The organism is Candidatus Omnitrophota bacterium (assembly GCA_028716165.1).
Lineage (GTDB): Bacteria > Omnitrophota > Gorgyraeia > JABMRG01 > JABMRG01 > JAQUQI01.
Window position 1 is genome coordinate 37415 of sequence record JAQUQI010000002.1, and the last position, 16412, is coordinate 53826.

General features: G+C 44.6%; 17 protein-coding genes. All 17 read left to right on the forward strand.

Going from position 1 to position 16412, the window contains the following annotated elements; all coding sequences use genetic code 11:
* The first annotated feature begins 142 nt into the window (after nt 1-142).
* The 17 genes from PHV77_01625 (at nt 143) to PHV77_01705 (ending at nt 16409) form a co-directional block, all read left to right on the forward strand.
* The gene (locus tag PHV77_01625; GenBank protein ID MDD5503994.1) at nt 143-1165 is read left to right on the forward strand and encodes a rod shape-determining protein; all 1023 of its coding nucleotides are present in this window, start codon (nt 143-145) and stop codon (nt 1163-1165) included.
* A 16-nt stretch (nt 1166-1181) separates the two neighbouring features.
* Nucleotides 1182-1955, forward strand: a complete 774-nt coding sequence (gene mreC, locus PHV77_01630) for a rod shape-determining protein MreC (GenBank protein MDD5503995.1) — start codon at nt 1182-1184, stop codon at nt 1953-1955.
* Nucleotides 1943-2446: a rod shape-determining protein MreD gene (gene mreD, locus PHV77_01635; protein ID MDD5503996.1), complete on the forward strand. Its 504-nt coding sequence runs from the start codon at nt 1943-1945 to the stop codon at nt 2444-2446. Before mreC ends, mreD begins: the two co-directional genes overlap by 13 nt.
* Nucleotides 2447-2479: 33 nt before the next feature.
* Complete coding sequence (mrdA, locus tag PHV77_01640) at nt 2480-4213, forward strand: penicillin-binding protein 2 (GenBank protein MDD5503997.1); 1734 nt, start codon at nt 2480-2482, stop codon at nt 4211-4213.
* Nucleotides 4214-4226: 13 nt separating this feature from the next.
* A complete protein-coding gene (gene rodA / locus PHV77_01645; GenBank protein MDD5503998.1) occupies nt 4227-5315 on the forward strand; it encodes a rod shape-determining protein RodA in 1089 nt (362 codons plus the stop codon).
* Nucleotides 5316-5361: 46 nt separating this feature from the next.
* Nucleotides 5362-7023, forward strand: a complete 1662-nt coding sequence (locus tag PHV77_01650) for a TIGR03960 family B12-binding radical SAM protein (GenBank protein MDD5503999.1) — start codon at nt 5362-5364, stop codon at nt 7021-7023.
* Between the two features lie 214 nt (nt 7024-7237).
* The gene (locus PHV77_01655; protein MDD5504000.1) at nt 7238-7693 is read left to right on the forward strand and encodes a hypothetical protein; all 456 of its coding nucleotides are present in this window, start codon (nt 7238-7240) and stop codon (nt 7691-7693) included.
* Between the two features lie 271 nt (nt 7694-7964).
* Nucleotides 7965-8261, forward strand: coding sequence for a TIGR03936 family radical SAM-associated protein (locus PHV77_01660; protein ID MDD5504001.1), 297 nt, complete (start codon nt 7965-7967; stop codon nt 8259-8261).
* Between the two features lie 131 nt (nt 8262-8392).
* On the forward strand, nt 8393-9883 hold the full coding sequence (locus tag PHV77_01665; GenBank protein ID MDD5504002.1) for an Rne/Rng family ribonuclease: 1491 nt from the start codon (nt 8393-8395) through the stop codon (nt 9881-9883).
* A 180-nt stretch (nt 9884-10063) separates the two neighbouring features.
* Entirely contained in the window at nt 10064-10372 is a 309-nt protein-coding gene (gene rplU, locus PHV77_01670; protein ID MDD5504003.1) for a 50S ribosomal protein L21, read from the forward strand.
* 22 nt (nt 10373-10394) lie between these two features.
* Complete coding sequence (gene rpmA / locus PHV77_01675; protein MDD5504004.1) at nt 10395-10634, forward strand: 50S ribosomal protein L27; 240 nt, start codon at nt 10395-10397, stop codon at nt 10632-10634.
* Nucleotides 10635-10645: 11 nt separating this feature from the next.
* Entirely contained in the window at nt 10646-11668 is a 1023-nt protein-coding gene (obgE, locus tag PHV77_01680; protein ID MDD5504005.1) for a GTPase ObgE, read from the forward strand.
* Nucleotides 11665-12453 (forward strand): glutamate 5-kinase, encoded by a 789-nt coding sequence (gene proB, locus PHV77_01685; GenBank protein MDD5504006.1) that lies wholly within the window; start codon nt 11665-11667, stop codon nt 12451-12453. The genes obgE and proB overlap by 4 nt, the downstream gene beginning before the upstream one ends.
* Nucleotides 12454-12464: 11 nt before the next feature.
* Entirely contained in the window at nt 12465-13721 is a 1257-nt protein-coding gene (locus PHV77_01690) for a glutamate-5-semialdehyde dehydrogenase (GenBank protein ID MDD5504007.1), read from the forward strand.
* Nucleotides 13722-13727: 6 nt separating this feature from the next.
* Nucleotides 13728-14312 carry a nicotinate-nucleotide adenylyltransferase gene (gene nadD, locus PHV77_01695; GenBank protein MDD5504008.1) on the forward strand — a complete coding sequence of 195 codons (585 nt, stop codon included), beginning with the start codon at nt 13728-13730 and terminating at the stop codon, nt 14310-14312.
* A gap of 166 nt (nt 14313-14478) precedes the next feature.
* Nucleotides 14479-15702, forward strand: a complete 1224-nt coding sequence (locus PHV77_01700) for a hypothetical protein (protein MDD5504009.1) — start codon at nt 14479-14481, stop codon at nt 15700-15702.
* Entirely contained in the window at nt 15702-16409 is a 708-nt protein-coding gene (locus tag PHV77_01705) for an ABC transporter ATP-binding protein (GenBank protein ID MDD5504010.1), read from the forward strand. The genes PHV77_01700 and PHV77_01705 overlap by 1 nt, the downstream gene beginning before the upstream one ends.
* Nucleotides 16410-16412: the final 3 nt, after the last annotated feature.

The following is a 16412-nucleotide window of genomic DNA, read 5'->3' on the forward strand; positions in this document are numbered from 1 at the left end:
CAGATATCTGTTTGCGGCAGGCAAGGAGAGTACCGGTCTGTTATTAAAGACGGTTAAGGAGAATAACATGGTCAGTTCGCATTCCAGCGGAGTTAAAAGGGTTTTGGATCTACTGATAAAATTGTTTGACCGTTTTTTAGGCATGTTTTCCAATGATATAGGCATAGACCTTGGGACCGCCAATACATTGGTATATGTCAAAGGCCAGGGTATAGTTCTCTGCGAGCCTTCTGTTGTGGCAATACAGAAAGGGACATCCAGGGTATTGGCTGTCGGGGCAGAAGCCAAACGCATGCTTGGAAGAACACCGGGCAATATAGTGGCTGTTCGGCCGATGAAAGACGGTGTTATCGCGGATTTTGAAATGACCGAGTCAATGATACGTTATTTCATTAAGAGGGTCCATAATAGGCGTGTCTTTGTAAGGCCCCGTATAGTTATAGGTATACCGTCTGGCATAACCGAGGTGGAAAAGAGGGCGGTGAGGGATTCGGCAGAACGCGCCGGAGCAAGAGAAGTGTATATGGTTGAAGAGCCTATGGCCGCGGCCATAGGCGTAGGCATGCCTATTGCCGAACCGGGCGGAAACATGATAATTGATATTGGCGGCGGAACGACAGAGATCGCCGTTGTATCTCTTGCCGGTATAGTGTTTTCCAGGTCTATAAGGATAGGCGGCGATGAGATGGACCAGGCTATTATAGAATATCTTAAGAAGACCTATAATTTGATGATCGGTGAAAGGACCGCGGAAGACATCAAGATAAAGATAGGTTCGGCTTATCCTATTGACGAAGAATTGAAAATGGATGTCAAAGGCCGCGATCTTATAGCAGGCCTTCCGAAAATGATAACGGTTACTTCCGAAGAGATACGGGAAGCGCTTTCAGAACCGATACACCAGATAGTTGAATCCGCCAGAATAGCCCTTGAGAGAACTCCTCCGGAACTTTCAGCGGACCTTATAGAACGGGGTATAATGCTTGCCGGAGGCGGAGCTTTACTGAAAGGCCTTGATAAGATGATCGGCGATGAGACAGGACTGCCTGTCCATATAGCTGAAGACCCTTTGACGGCAGTAGCGCTTGGTACCGGTAATGTTTTGAATGAATTAAAATATCTTAAACGTGTTGTTGTTTCTCAAAAACCCGAATACCGCACTTAGCAGACAAAAACATTGAGTGAAAATAAAAACACCCCTAATCTTTTTGATTATCGGTTTATACTTGACGGTAATCTATTTATCCCCGCCCTTATACACGGACAGGCCTAAATTTCTATTTCTGAAAATTTCAAGCCTGCCCCTTAATCTTACCAGAAGCCTCATTAAAGAGGCCAGGTTTATCGTTAAATCCCGCGATATTATCAGAGAGAATGCTTCGCTTTATGATGCCGTCTCCAAGCTGACATCCCGGTTGAGTTTTTACAGGGATACAGAGGCTGAAAACGCGCGGCTTAGGTCCATGCTGGAGTTTAAGCAGAAAACCGGATTTAAACTTGTCCCCGCCGCAGTAACCGCCGCCGATTCTTCCAACCTTTCCAGGACGATAGTTATAGACAAGGGCGCGTCCAGCGGTGTTAAGAGGGACACGGTGGTGATATCACAGGCCGGTTTGGCCGGCCGGGTCATAGACAGTTCTTCTAATATGAGCAGGGTAAGCCTTATAGTTGACCCTGTTTTTCGCGCCGGTTGTATTATATCAAGGTCCCGGCAGATAGGTATTATTTACGGCGGGCATTCGGGCATGTGCATAATGCGGTATATACCGCTTGACGCTGATATAAAAGAAGGGGATGAAGTCCTGACATCAGGCTTCAGTGATGTCTATCCCAAGGGCCTTATGATAGGCACGGTATTGAAGGTGGTTAGAGAGCCCAGGGGTTTAAGCCTTTCGGCTGTTGTAAAACCGGCAACGGATTTTAACAGGCTTGAAGAGGTCCTATGCATAGAATAGGATATAAGCCGCTGATTTTTATGATTATAGCGGCAGGGCTGGCACAGGCGTCGTCTTTTGATTATATAATATTTTCCGGGGCGAAGCCTGATATCCTGCTTATTTTAATCATATTTGCCTCATTATTGCTTGAAGGCCGTGATGTTATAAAATGCGCCGTAATAGCGGGCATATTTAAGGATATGAGCTCATCATTAATTGCCGGCAGTCATGTGGCCGCGTTTATTCTTCTCGCGCTGGTTTTAAACACCCAGAAAAAAAAGTTTTACAGTCAAAAACCCCTGGTGCAGATAGGCTTAAGTTTTGTATCGTATATTTTCATGGATACCTGTGTTTTTATCCTAAACGCCATAGCGTATAGGCGTTCAGGCGTTCTTTGTTTTCCGGTTATGCCTATTTTGAAGGCGGCGGCGTATACCTGTATTGTATCGCCTGTAGTATTTGTTGTTGCCTCAAAGGTCCTGCGAATTGACCTCTCCAGGGCCTATTGACGGCCCTGTCGGAGATATCGGCGGAGTAATCCGATGTTAAATAACAGAATCAGACTGATAAAAATCTTTGTTTTCTTATCGTTCGCGTCTTTATTAGCGGCGCTTTTTTATTTCCAGATAATAAGGTATAGCCACTTTAAGTCGTTGAGCCTGAAAAATTCCGTGCGCACAATACCCCTTAAGGCGTCAAGGGGTTCTATCTGTGACAGAAAAGGCTTGATACTGGCAAAGGACGATATATCGTTTAACCTGGTGCTTATCCCGCAGGAAATACCCAACCTGGATAACGTAATAGGCAGGCTCGCTGTTATCACCGGAAAACCCGCCCCGGAATTAAAGGCAAGGTATAAGAAGAATTATAAACTGCCGTTCGTGCCTTCTGATATTATAACCGATATTCCGCCGGAGAGGGCATTTGCGATAGAGGAAAGGCTTATTGATGTGCCCGGCGCTTTTATATGGGCTGTGCCCAAAAGATGGTATCCTAACGGCAAGATAGGTTCTCATGTGATCGGGTATATCGGCAAGATAGGGGATACGGAGTTTAAAAGGCTTAAAGATTACGGTTATACCACCCGCGATCTTGTAGGTAAAAGCGGAGTGGAGCAGTATTATGACGCGTATCTGAAAGGCGATGACGGCGGCATGCAGATAGAAGTGGATTCGCGTTCCAGAGAGGTGTCAAGAATAGGTTTTAAGGAACCCATAAAGGGCAAGGATATTGTTTTAAGCCTGGATTTAGGTTTGCAGAGATTTATGAATTCGGTTTTTGAAGAAAAAAAAGGGGCCTGTATTGTTATGGAGGCAAAGACAGGCGCTATATTAGGCCTTGTCAGCAGTCCGGAATTTGACCCTAATATTTTTGTTTCAGGGAAAAGCCATGACAGGGTCAGGGTCTTAAACGACAAAGGGCACCCCTTATTAAACCGCGCGATAACAGGCAGTTATCCCCCGGGGTCTACTTTTAAGATAATTGTAGCCGCCGCGGGTATTGTTACGGGCGCTGTAAAAGAAAAGACAAGTTTTTTTTGCGACGGCATTTTTGAACTCGGCAATACCAGTTTCCGTTGCTGGAAAGAGGCAGGGCATGGATACCAGAATGTGGTGGAGGCCTTGTCACATTCCTGCAATGTATTTTTTTATAATCTTGGCAAAGCGCTTGGCGTGGAACAGATATATAAATACGGTTTATATTTTGGGCTCGGCAGTCTGACCGGTATAGACCTGCCGCAGGAAGCAAAAGGCACTTTGCCGAATGCTTTATGGAAACGCCTGCATGTCAAGGCGCCATGGTATGAAGGAGACACGATTAATTATTCTATAGGCCAGGGCTATCTTGAAGTGACACCCATACAGATGTTGAAGGCCATAACAATAGTCGCCAATAACGGTTTTTACCACCAGCCTTTTATTGTGGACAGCATAGGCGGGATCAAGGTTACGCGCAGAAAAGAGCATAATACTATATTTAAGCCGGAGTCCTTGCAGATGATCAGGCGCGGGCTTTATAAATGCATAAACGACCGGACAGGAACAGGCCAGAATGCCGCGGTAGAGGCAATGGCTGTCTCGGGTAAAACCGGGACAGCCCAGTCCGGGCCTTTGAGGCCCTGCCACGCGTGGTTTGTCGGTTATTGCCCGTCGGAAGAGCCCATAGTAAGCATGGTTGTTTGTGTTGAGCATGGAGGCAAAGGCGGAGAAGACGCCGCCTCTATAGCCAGGCTTATAACCACATATATAAAAGAAAACGGGATAATCGGCCCCTGAAAGGGTTTGAAAAATGGATAATATTTTTAAAAAAGCGGACAGTTTCTTGTTAATAATAGGCGTGATACTTTTTATCGCTTTCCTGGCATTGTATAGCGCCTCATATGGACCCGAAGGCGCCGCGGTCAGGGATTATTCAACACAGCAGTTGATGTGGATGGGGATTGCCGTTATTGCCTTGTTATTATGCGTGAAGTTTGGTTACGAGCGCTGTATTGACTTTGGTTATATTATTTTTGCCGCCAACCTTTTAATGCTTGTGTCTGTTTTTGTTCTTGGAGACGTTCGTTACGGAGCCAGGAGATGGATAGGGCTGGGCGTATTCAGCCTTCAGCCTTCCGAATTTTGCAAGATAAGTTTTTTGCTTGCCCTGACCAAATACGTTTCGGACAATAATGAAAACATTACAGACCCTAAGACAATATTGGGCGCTGTGATTCTTTGCCTGCTTCCTATGGGGTTGATAATGAAACAGCCTGACCTGGGAACCGCGCTTATCTTTTTGCCCGTATTTTTTACCATCCTGCTGGTAGCCGGAGTGAGAATAAAACACCTTATGATGATTGTATTCCTGGCAGCCGCAGGTTCGCCCGTCTTGTGGAGTATGCTTAAGCTTTATCAAAAAAAGCGTCTGCTTGTATTCATGAACCCGAACATTGATCCTCTCGGGGCCGGTTATACTATTATACAATCACGCATAGCCGTTGGTTCAGGAGGCTTGTTCGGTAAGGGGTGGCTGTCAGGCACCCAGAACCAGTTGAATTTTCTTCCTGAAAGGCACACGGATTTTATATTTTCAGTTATAGGCGAAGAATGGGGTTTTTTAGGGGCCGCGATCTTATTAAGCCTTTTTTTGTTTTTAATAAGCAGGTTTCTTTCTATTGCCGATGCCGCTAACGATATCAGGGCTAAAACGCTTTTATCGGGCATCGCTGTCCTGATATGGATGCAGGTATTTATTAATATAGCAATGACCATAGGGCTTATGCCCGTTGTGGGCCTGCCTCTGCCTTTTATCAGCTACGGCGGCTCAAATCTGCTTACGACCATGATTATGGTTGGCCTGGCAGTAAGTATTAATATGAAGCATAAGATGTTTTAACGCGGAGATGTTTATTAGAGGGAAAGGGTATTAACATAATTTTGACATGGCAAACATAAATGAGGTCCGGATTCCGGAAGAATTATTGCTAAGCGTCAGAAAGCCTGCCCGTTATATAGGTTGTGAAATTAATTCCATAACAAAGGATTGGGATAAGGCAAGGGTGAGGTTCTGCCTGTGTTTTCCTGACTTGTATGAAATAGGGATGAGTAATCTCGGTATAAAGATCCTTTATCATATTCTAAACAGGCAAGAGAGTATATTGTGCGAACGTTGTTTTACTCCCTGGATTGACATGGAAAAAGTCTTGAGGGATAACAGTATCCCGTTATTCTCGCTGGAGAATAAAATGCCTCTGAAGTATTTTGACATCCTGGGTTTTTCTTTTTCATATGAATTATCTTACACTAATATGCTTACCATGCTTGATCTGTCCGGCATACCTTTTTTATCCGCTCAAAGAAAAAACGGCGCTTACCCGCTTATAATTGCGGGGGGCTCTTGTGTCGTAAATCCCGAACCTCTGTCTGAATTCGTGGATATTTTTGTTATCGGAGACGGTGAAGACGCCGCGGTTGAAATAGCGAATGCTTATGATAAATATAATTCCGATAAGAGCCTTATACTGCGCCATTTGTCACAAATAGAAGGCGTATATGTTCCGGCTGTCCGTTCACCCGCAGCCAAGGTGGTAAAGAGAGTCACGCGAACATTGGAAAAAGCGGATTTTCCTACAAAACCAATAGTCGCTTACATAGAACCTGTTCACGACAGGATAACGGTTGAGATTATGAGAGGATGCCCCAATAATTGTTATTTCTGCCAGGCGAGGTCGGTTTATGGGCCCGTGAGGCTCCGTGACAAGGGCCAGATACGCGACCTTGCCAAAGAGTCGTACAGGAATACAGGTCTTGACGAAGTCTCGCTTTTATCACTTTCAAGCGCGAGCTATCCGGGTATTGAAGGCCTTATAACCGAACTTACAAGCATGTTTTTGCCGTTGGGCGTGGGCATCTCTTTGCCATCCCTTAGGATAGAGGAATCCACGTTAAATATACCGTCTCTTGTTAGCGCCGTAAAAAAAAGCGGGCTTACTTTCGCGCCGGAAGCGGCTACCGACAGGATGCTTAAAAAGATAAATAAGAATATAGAAAAAGAAAAGCTCTTTGCCGTTTTGAAGCAGGCATTTTCCAGAGGCTGGCGCAGAGTCAAGCTCTATTTCATGATCGGCCTTCCTGATGAGACGGATGAAGACGTGCGGGGCATCATTGATTTTGCAAGGGCAATTGATTCTCTAAGAAGGGAAGTCTCGCCAAGGCCTGTTGATATCGTGGTAAGCGTTTCATCGTTTATACCGAAACCCCATACCTTTTTCCAGAGGCAGGCGATGGCCGATCCGTCTGAATTATTGAGAAAGCAGGCCATGCTTCTGTCCGCTTCCAAAAAGACAAAGTGCCTTAAGCTTAAATTTTCCGATGTTAATACCAGCGTTTTAGAAGCGGTATTTTCAAGGGGTGATAAGGGCCTTGGGCGGATTATCCGGTCTGCCTGGGAACAGGGGGCACGGTTTGACGCGTGGTCTGAAACCTTTAATCCCGCTATATGGGATAAGGCATTTGAGATATGCGGCATTGATAAGAAACGCTATCTTGGGCGAAAAGATAATGATGAAGCACTGCCGTGGTCTCACATTGTAACCGGGCACTGAACGTTCAGGCGAAATATCGCTTTTGGCCTGCCGCGGACAGTGCCCATTGAACACTGCAGGAGGGCCTGCTATTTTCCAAAGCCTTGAATTCCTGCTGACACGGGCTGAAATTTCTATACCTTGTTGTTTATATTGACACAAGAATTTCTCTATGTTATGCTTTAAATAAAAATCCGCGTAGATAATACCTTAGCCCGTATTAGGGAGGTAAGCCATGGCAGTATCCGGTAAAAAAGGTTTTAGGTTTGTTAAAATTATGGTAATTGCCGGTATTGCGGCCCTGTTGTCAGCCGCAGTTCTTTTGGGTATTATGAAGTCAAAGCAGAGTATTAATGAAAAAAATGCCATAGCGTCATTAGCGCTGATACGTTCAGCCATGGAGAGTTTTCGCGCCGGGCAGACACCCCGGCTATATACAAATGCCGTTAATCTAAACGTTTTGTCAACAGCCAATCCACCCTATATTGGTACCGCGCTTGGTAGCGGGACAAAACAGGGATATAATTTTCGTTTAGCCGATGTTACGGCTTATGCTTATACTATCCAGGCAAGGCCTGTCATGCCAAGGGTTACGGGCGGCAGGTCTTTTGTCCTTGATGAGACAGGCCTGCTAAGGGCCAGGCAGCAGTCCGATTGGCTTAAAAAAGGCCAAGGTGAGATTATTAAATAGTAGGCGAACTGCCCATATACAACATTAGAGACTTTTTTGAGTTTTAAGCGCCGCGCTTTACCCGATCCAAGCGTGGCAGCATACCCTGATGGCGTAATAAGAATTTTAGAGATAAAAACAGCGCCTTGAATAGAGAGCATTGGAATATCGCACCAGTTTTGAAGCTTAAGTATCATTTTATCTCTCAAACGATATACTGCGCTTCTTGAGAAAAGACAGTATCGCGGACAGAAATCAAAATGTCTGTAAATAAGGTGGAACAATTACCGTGATGGATGAAGTAAAAAATACCGTAGTTGTGCTATTTAGTAAAACAGCTTTTATGCGTTATATCTCCCATCTAGACCTGATGAGGTTATTCCACAGGGCTTTAAGGAGGGCGGGGTTTAAGCTGTATCTTACCAAAGGTTTTAATCCAAGGCCCATTATCAGGCTAAAGAACGCCCTGAAGCTTGGAATTGAAGCCCACGATCAAGAGGCGGAGTTTGTCTTAGCGGAATGTGTTAACAGGGACGTATTTATTGCCAGGATGAACAGCCTGCTTCCTGACGGCATACGGTTAAGTTGATTTCCGGAATCAAGTGTCCGGGCTGGCGATGAGATTTGCCGCCTCCCGCGCTCTTTCCAGAATGTTTTTAATTTTTTATATAGGCGGTATTTATTTTTTAAACTATTTTTTAGAAAGGGAAAGATAAGAATATGCAACAGGATATATTGATAAACATTGAGGCAGGGGAAAGGCGTGTAGCCATATTAAGGGATAAAAAGCTTGAATGGTATTTCGTTGAACGCGTTTCTGAAAAACGGATAGTGGGTAATATTTATAAGGGTATAGTTACATCCGTATTAAACGGTATGGGCGCGGCGTTTGTGGATTTTGGCCTGGGGAAAAATGGGTTTTTATATGTTGATGATATCATACCGCAGGATATTGATGAGGACGATGCCGAGCCTATGCCAAAGAAAAAGAACAATCGGCATAAGCACAGCACGCGTATCAGCGATATAGTTCAAAAGGGCCAGGAGGTCATTGTCCAGGCGGAAAAAGAATCATTGGGCACGAAAGGGGCAAGGCTTACGACGCATCTTTCTCTGCCGGGCAGATATCTTGTATTAATGCCCGCGTTAGGCCGTAACGGCGTCTCTCGCAGAATCAAAGACGACAAGGAACGGTTGAGGATAAAATCCATACTTAATGAGATAAAACTTCCCGAAGGCATAGGACTTGTGGCAAGGACAGCGGCGGAAGGCTGTGACAAAAGAGATATCCTGCGTGACATTAATTATCTGCTTGATACGTATCATAAGATAAACAAGGCCTTTAAAGAACAGAAGGCCCCGGCGCTCTTGTTTGAAGAGTATGATATCGGCCTTAAGATGATAAGGGATTTTCTGAATAAGGATACAGCATCAGTGATAGTTGATGAGAAGCAGGAGTTTAAGCGCTTAAAGGCTTTTACCCAGCGCATAGCCCCTAAATACCGGAACAGGGTTGGTTTTCATAACGCCAATTTGCCGCTCTTTGAAAAATTCAATATTGAGTCCGAAATTGACAGGCTCTTTGAAAGGAAGATATTTTTAAAATGCGGCGGCTATATCACGATTGAACAGACCGAAGGCATGATAGCCATAGATGTAAACAGCGGCCGCTTTACAGGTAAAAAAAATTTGGGTGATACCATATTTAAAGTTAACCGCGAGGCTGCCGACGAAGTTGCGCGCCAATTGCGCTTAAGGGACATAGGAGGTATTGTTATAATAGATTTTATTGATATGGAGTCAGCCGCCCAACGCAAAGAGATCCTTTCTATACTGCAGGACGCGCTAAAAAAAGACAAAGCAAGGACTAATATTATATCCTTTTCGGAATTAAACGTTGTTGAAATGACGCGTCAAAGAGTCAGGAAAAGCTTAGAAAGCGTCTCTTATGAAAATTGCCCTTATTGCCGGGGAAAGGGCATGGTAAAATCCGATGAGGCGATGGCCACGCTGGTGCTTAGAAAATTGAAGAGTTTTATCAAAACCAACAGCAGAAAAAAAGACATAGAGATATGCGTTCATCCGAATATTGCCCGCAGGCTTGTAAACCAGGACGCGCCGGCCATAGACAACTTAAAACGCCTTTTCAGAAGGCGCGTATCGGTAGTCTCTGATGAAGCTTTGCATATTGAAGAAATAAATATCAGGTAACGATACATTGTTTTCACGTGCGGTGTAAACCGGGCCATGGGCATCCTGACACCATTCCAGTATCAGGCCAGGGAGAGCGCGGGGGGCATAGCCGAAGGGTTAATTTTGCTTGCCATTTATAATATTATATGTTATACTCACTAATCTGATTTACAAAAAATAAAGCGGAGGAGTATTGTAATGTTAGCGATAGTAGAGATAGGCCCTGGCCAGGAGAAGGTCAGCGCGGGCGATATTCTGGATATCCCGCGTACACAGAATAAAAAAGAAGTTATCCTTGACAAGGTACTTATGGTAATATCAGGCAATGATATTGAAGTGGGTTCTCCTTATATCAAAGGCGCCAAGGTCGTATGTGATATTATCGGAGATATAAAGGGAGAAAAGAAGATAGCATACAAATACAAAAGAAGGAAAAGCTACCACAGAAAGGTAGGCCACAGAGACCTTTTAACTCGCGTTAAGGTCAAGGAGATCAAAACGGCATAGCCGGTGTATAAGAGGTGAAACAATGGCACATACAAAATCGCAAGGTAGTTCAAGGAACGGCAGAGACAGCGCGTCTCAACGCCTTGGCATAAAGAGATACGGCGGACAGCTTGTCAGCGCAGGCTCTATAATTGTACGCCAGCGCGGCACAAGGTTCCTGCCTGGGCTCAATACAGGTATTGGCAAGGACGACACGCTTTTTGCCAAGATTGACGGCAAGGTGAGTTTTAGAGGCAGGAAAGTAGACATTACTGCCGCTTAAGGCGGTTTGCTATGTTTATAGACACTGCTAATATAACGGTCAAAGCCGGTTCAGGCGGACGCGGTGTAGACACTTTCTATCGGGATAAGTTTAATATGAAGGGCTTTCCTGACGGCGGTGATGGCGGAGACGGCGGGGATATTGTATTAAGGGTGAGCACTAATGTGCACACCCTTATTGATTTTAGGTACCGTCAGCTTTTTCAGGCCAAAGACGGCCTCCGGGGCGGCCCCCAGCAACAACACGGTAAAAACGGCCCAAGGCTGGTAATAGATGTACCTGAAGGCACATTGGTCTATGACGCGGGAAAGAACTGCCTTATAAGGGATATGCTGAAAAAAGGCGATGAGATAATTGTTGCCAAAGGCGGCCGCGGCGGGAAGGGCAATAGGAGCCATAAAAATGCGATACCCGGAGAAAAGGGCGAGGAAAAAAAACTTTTCCTGGAGCTTAAGCTTATAGCGGATATCGGCATAGTGGGCCTTCCAAACGCAGGCAAATCAACCCTTATGTCAAAGATGTCAAACGCGCATCCTAAGATAGCGGCCTTTGCTTTTACGACAAAGAACCCTGTTCTTGGTGTTGTCCGATACGATGACGGCAAGGCCTTCAAGATCGCGGAGATACCGGGACTTATAGAAGATTCTCATAAAGGCCGCGGGCTCGGGGACAAATTTCTGCGTCATGCCGAAAGGACTAAACTTTTTGTGCACCTGGTTGACTTTTCAAAGCCGGCCCCTGAAGAGGTTGTGGCTGATTATAACAATATCAATAAAGAACTCAGGCTTTACAGCCAAAATCTTGCTTCAAAAACCCAGATTATAGTTGGGAATAAAATGGATACCTGCCAGGCGAAGCATAATTTTAATTCTGTCAAAAAGTCCATTGGCAAAAATATTATTCCTATATCCGCAAAGGAATCAACCGGCATTGATAGGCTGATAAAGGTTATAATCAGACAATTACGGATTGCTGATAGCCTTGAAACGGATATTGGCATGGCGAAACAGGCATATACCGAAGGCGCGATATGAAGAGAAATATTATTGTCGTAAAGGTTGGAACCGCTGTCCTGGGAAGACAGTTACTAAACAGGCGCGCGAGGCCGGGCAAGCTTGACTCCGCTTTTATTAGGGAGCTTGCCCGTCAGACATGCGTTCTCAAAGATATGGGTTTTCGGGTAATAATAGTTTCGTCAGGGGCTATAGGTGCCGGCATGGAGGCCCTTGGCCTTGACAAGCGGCCCCAGGATTTAAACAAGCTTCAGGCCTGCGCGGCCATTGGCCAGGGCAAGCTTATGAAGCTTTATGAGGAGAATTTTCGTTTTCATAAAAAGCACGCCGCGCAGATACTCCTTACGCGTGAAGATTTTTCAAGTGTTAAGCGGATTTCAAACGCGAAGAAGACCATAATGAGCCTGTTGGATGATTATAACGCGGTACCTGTCATAAATGAAAATGATACGATAGCGGTTGAGGAGATTAAATTTGGCGATAATGACAGGCTTTCGGCTTTTGTGGCAAAAGCAATATCAGCTTACGCGCTTATAATGCTTACCAATGTGGATGGTTTATATGAATCCGGCAGTCATAAGCTGATACGTATTGTTAAAAGGATAGATAAAAGAATTGAAAGAATGGCCCAGCCTTCTGTCAGCTGTCTGGGCAGGGGCGGTATGGCAAGTAAGATCCAGGCCGCGAATATAGCGGTATCTTCAGGCATAACAACCGTAATCGCTAATGGCAGGGCCAGGGATGTGCTTATCGGCATTGCCAATAATAGGATTAGCGGCACGGTTTTTGTCCCATTGAAAACTTAAGAGAGTATGATATGGATACAGCCCGCGATATTATAGAAAAAACCCAAAACGCGAGAATAGCATCAAAAGAGCTTGCCAATGCCTCGTCAGCCGATAAAAATAAAGCCCTTATGCGCATGGCGGACGGCCTTGGCAAGGAGCGTGATTTTATCCTGTCGGAAAACAGGAAAGATGTTTCGGCCGCGAGAAGAGAAGGCCTCTCAAAGGCAATGATAGACAGGCTTATGTTAGACGCCCGCCGGCTTAATGATATGGCGGTATCTATAAGGGCGGTTGCCAGGCTGTCCGACCCCTGCGGGTCTATTGACAGGATGTGGAAAACTCCCAGCAGGCTTATCATCGGGAAGATGAGAATCCCAATAGGTGTGATAGCTATTGTATATGAGTCAAGGCCTAATGTAACTTCGGACTGCGCCAGCCTGTGCCTTAAAAGCGGTAATTCCGTAATATTAAAAGGCGGCAAGGAATCTATCCGTTCAAACATGGCTATATGCGAGGTGCTTAAGAAAGCTGTTATAAAAGCAGGTTTGCCCGCGGGCTGTATCAGTCTGATAGAATCTACGGACAGAAAGGCCGTGCCATTACTGCTTAAACAAGATAAATATATTGACCTTGTAATTCCGCGGGGAGGAGAGGGCCTTATAAAAGCAATAGCCGAAATATCGCGTATCCCCGTTATCAAGCATTATAAAGGTGTCTGCCATGTGTATGTTGATAAAGATGCTGATATAAAAAAAGCGCTTAAAATATGCTTAAACGCTAAAACCCAACGTCCTGGTGTTTGTAATGCCATGGAGACAATGCTTGTTCATAAGGACATAGCGGGCAAGTTTATGCCCAGGGCTGTTGAAGCCTTGCTCAAACAAGGCGTTGAGATCAGAGGATGCCTTAGGGCCATGGGATATTCCCCGCGCATAAAAAAGGCATCAGAAGCTGATTGGTATAAAGAATATCTTGGGCTTGTCCTTGCCGTAAGAATAGTTGACAGCGCCCGGCAGGCCATGGCCCATATTGCCAAATACGGTTCCGGCCATTCTGACGCGATTGTCACCAGTAATTACGCGGTATCGCTTGAATTCCTGAAACATGTTGATTCCGCCTGCGTTTATTCAAACGCGTCCACGCGTTTTACGGACGGCTTCCAGTTCGGGTTTGGCTCCGAGATCGGTATCAGCACTGATAGGATACACGCCCGCGGCCCGATGGCATTGCAGGAACTGACCATATATAAATACATTATAATAGGCGACGGCCAGATAAGGAAATAGCCGATAATGCGCGTAGGAATATTCGGAGGCACATTCAACCCTGTGCATAAAGGCCATATTCTTTTGGCCCAACAGGCAAAAAAGATACTGAAACTGGATAAGGTGATCTTCGTTCCCGCGCGTGTCCCGCCCCACAAGGCCTCTGCAGGTATAATAGATTCCGCAAAGAGATTCCATATGATAAAACTTGCCATCGTCGGCAAAAGCGGATTCAAGATTTCTCGTTACGAGCTTGGCAAGAAAGGCAAAGCGTATTCAGTTGATACAGTCAGGCATTTCAGGAAAATATTGCCTAAAAAAACCAGGCTATATTTTTTAGCCGGAGCTGACATTATCAATAATGTTACATCCTGGAAGGAATCTAAAAAACTATTCGCGCTTTGTGATTTTATTATTCTTAGCAGGAGCGGATTCGGGCTTGAAGCAAAAGGGGCGGGGTTTAAGATGTTGGATGCTAAAACATTGGATGTGTCATCAACTATGGTTCGCGGCCTGCTTCAAGAAAACAAGCCTGTCACAGGCCTTGTTCCAAGGCTTGTGGAGGATTATATTATTCGTAAAGGTTTATATAGGAAGGCCTCCGCCCTGTAAACGTATTATAATAACTCCCATTTTATCGTTGCCTGCCCAATATTATCAACTTTTTTAAGTTTTAAGATTTCGCGCGGTTTATTAACTTTTTTTAAAAAAACAACAATTACTCTTTATCATATTTATTAATAATGATAAAATATAACATTATAACGCTGGAGACCGCATGACATTGCGTAATTTAAAATTAAGTATATTTCTCGCGGCCAAAGACATGCTCAATAATCTTGGCTCGCTTGTATTTGTATCAGCGGCGCTGGGTTTCTTATTTGCCAATGTATTATTTTCAAGGTTTATGCTCTATGGCTTTGAAAAGAGCATAGGAAGCCTTATACCGAAGGTTAGCGGTAATATGTATGCCACGCCCTTGAGAGGGCAATCCTATATATTTGACACGCAGAGGGTCCTGTCTTCAATAGGCTTAAATACTACGATAGGCGAGATGAGCCCTGTGCTTGAGATGCCTTGTGTTTTGGAATATAAGGGTTCCAGGATAGTTACCATGGCCTGGGGGCTTGAATTCGGCGAGCAGGTCATGGATTTACAAAAACATATCGTTGAAGGCAGTTATTTTTCAGGCCCTGATTCAGAAGAGATAATATTGGGTAAGATACTGAAAAGGCGTTTCAAATTAAAAATACCCGTTACTGAAGAAATAACGCTTGGAGATTCCGCCAAAGGTATATTTATCAAGGAATATAATATAGATAAATTCAATAAAGAGGTCTATAAAGATAAGTACGTGAAGATAACAGGAGTTGCCGATTTCAGAGATTATATAGCCAATAACAGCATTTTCATACCCTTGCAGACTTTAAGAAACGTTACTACGCTTCAAAACCGTTCATCAAGCGTGTTCATACGGCTCAAAGATGATATGAAAATTGACGAAGCAGGGGTCAAACAGTATAAGCCTTATAATCTTGACGTGGAGTTAAAACACTGGAAAGACCGTGATGACTACGGAACTGACGACCTTGTCTACGGCTTTAACCTTATAAGCATTATAACCTTTGGCGTGAGTATCATTTGCGCGGCTATATTAGTCGCGTTTATAGTTTTCTATAATACGCAAAAAAAACGAAGGACAACAGGCATACTCCGGGCCATAGGCATAAAGGGAAGGATATTTTTAACGTTCTTTATTATAGAAGGCGTTCTTTTCGCTGTGATAGGAGTTGTCACGGGGACGGCCCTTTATTATTTACTGCAAACGTATCTTAAGGCGCATCCCATAATAATGCCTTTTGGAGATCTGTATCCTATGTTTGAGATAAACAGCTATATTTATGCTACCGCGCTTTTTTTAGTTGTGTCTTTTATGGCCAGCGTTTATTACGCGGTAAAAAGCGGTAAAGAAAATATAATAAAAGTAATAAGAGGCGATTAATGGTTAAAAAAGGGCCCAATTCCAAAAACAAGGTTATAATAAGCATAAAGAATCTGAAGAAAGACTATCATCTCGGTAATACCGTTGTCCAGGCGTTAAAAGACGTTAATCTTGAGATAAAAAGCGGCGAGTTTTCAATATTATTCGGCCCCTCGGGCAGCGGCAAAACCACGCTTTTAAACTTGTTAGGCCTTATAGATGTGCCTACCTGCGGCACGATTGTGCTGGACGGCCACGACACCGTTTCGCTTAATCGTATCCGGCGGGCGGAATTCAGGCTGAATAATATAGGCTTTATTTTTCAGAAATATTATCTCCTTGATGAACTCACGGCGCTTGAAAATGTATTTTTGCCCGCTATTGCCAAGGAAGGGTATTCATCCCAGCTTTTGGCAAAGGCAAAGAGCATGCTTGAACTTGTCGGATTGAAGGAAAGGATGAGGCACAGGCCCGCCTATCTTTCAGAAGGCGAAAAACAGAGGGTAGCGGTTGCCAGAAGCCTCATTAACAGCCCCGCCATACTTCTCTGCGATGAGCCTACCGCCAGCCTTGACGCTGATAACGGGAGGGTGATACTTGACCTTTTGGCAAAGATAAACAAAGAAAGTTCTGCTACCGTATTTCTTGTTACTCACGATGACCGCCAGCTCAAATACGGTGATAAGGTGATACACATCGCCGACGGGATGGTGCAAAAAGGGGAATAGGCT

Coding starts and splice junctions, on each gene's coding strand:
- PHV77_01625 (MDD5503994.1), top strand. CDS start 143: ATGTTTTCCAATGATATAGGCATAGACCTTGGGACCGCCAATACATTG.
- mreD (MDD5503996.1), top strand. CDS start 1,943: ATGCATAGAATAGGATATAAGCCGCTGATTTTTATGATTATAGCGGCA.
- mrdA (MDD5503997.1), top strand. CDS start 2,480: ATGTTAAATAACAGAATCAGACTGATAAAAATCTTTGTTTTCTTATCG.
- rodA (MDD5503998.1), top strand. CDS start 4,227: ATGGATAATATTTTTAAAAAAGCGGACAGTTTCTTGTTAATAATAGGC.
- PHV77_01650 (MDD5503999.1), top strand. CDS start 5,362: ATGGCAAACATAAATGAGGTCCGGATTCCGGAAGAATTATTGCTAAGC.
- PHV77_01655 (MDD5504000.1), top strand. CDS start 7,238: ATGGCAGTATCCGGTAAAAAAGGTTTTAGGTTTGTTAAAATTATGGTA.
- PHV77_01660 (MDD5504001.1), top strand. CDS start 7,965: ATGGATGAAGTAAAAAATACCGTAGTTGTGCTATTTAGTAAAACAGCT.
- PHV77_01665 (MDD5504002.1), top strand. CDS start 8,393: ATGCAACAGGATATATTGATAAACATTGAGGCAGGGGAAAGGCGTGTA.
- rplU (MDD5504003.1), top strand. CDS start 10,064: ATGTTAGCGATAGTAGAGATAGGCCCTGGCCAGGAGAAGGTCAGCGCG.
- rpmA (MDD5504004.1), top strand. CDS start 10,395: ATGGCACATACAAAATCGCAAGGTAGTTCAAGGAACGGCAGAGACAGC.
- obgE (MDD5504005.1), top strand. CDS start 10,646: ATGTTTATAGACACTGCTAATATAACGGTCAAAGCCGGTTCAGGCGGA.
- proB (MDD5504006.1), top strand. CDS start 11,665: ATGAAGAGAAATATTATTGTCGTAAAGGTTGGAACCGCTGTCCTGGGA.
- PHV77_01690 (MDD5504007.1), top strand. CDS start 12,465: ATGGATACAGCCCGCGATATTATAGAAAAAACCCAAAACGCGAGAATA.
- nadD (MDD5504008.1), top strand. CDS start 13,728: ATGCGCGTAGGAATATTCGGAGGCACATTCAACCCTGTGCATAAAGGC.
- PHV77_01700 (MDD5504009.1), top strand. CDS start 14,479: ATGACATTGCGTAATTTAAAATTAAGTATATTTCTCGCGGCCAAAGAC.
- PHV77_01705 (MDD5504010.1), top strand. CDS start 15,702: ATGGTTAAAAAAGGGCCCAATTCCAAAAACAAGGTTATAATAAGCATA.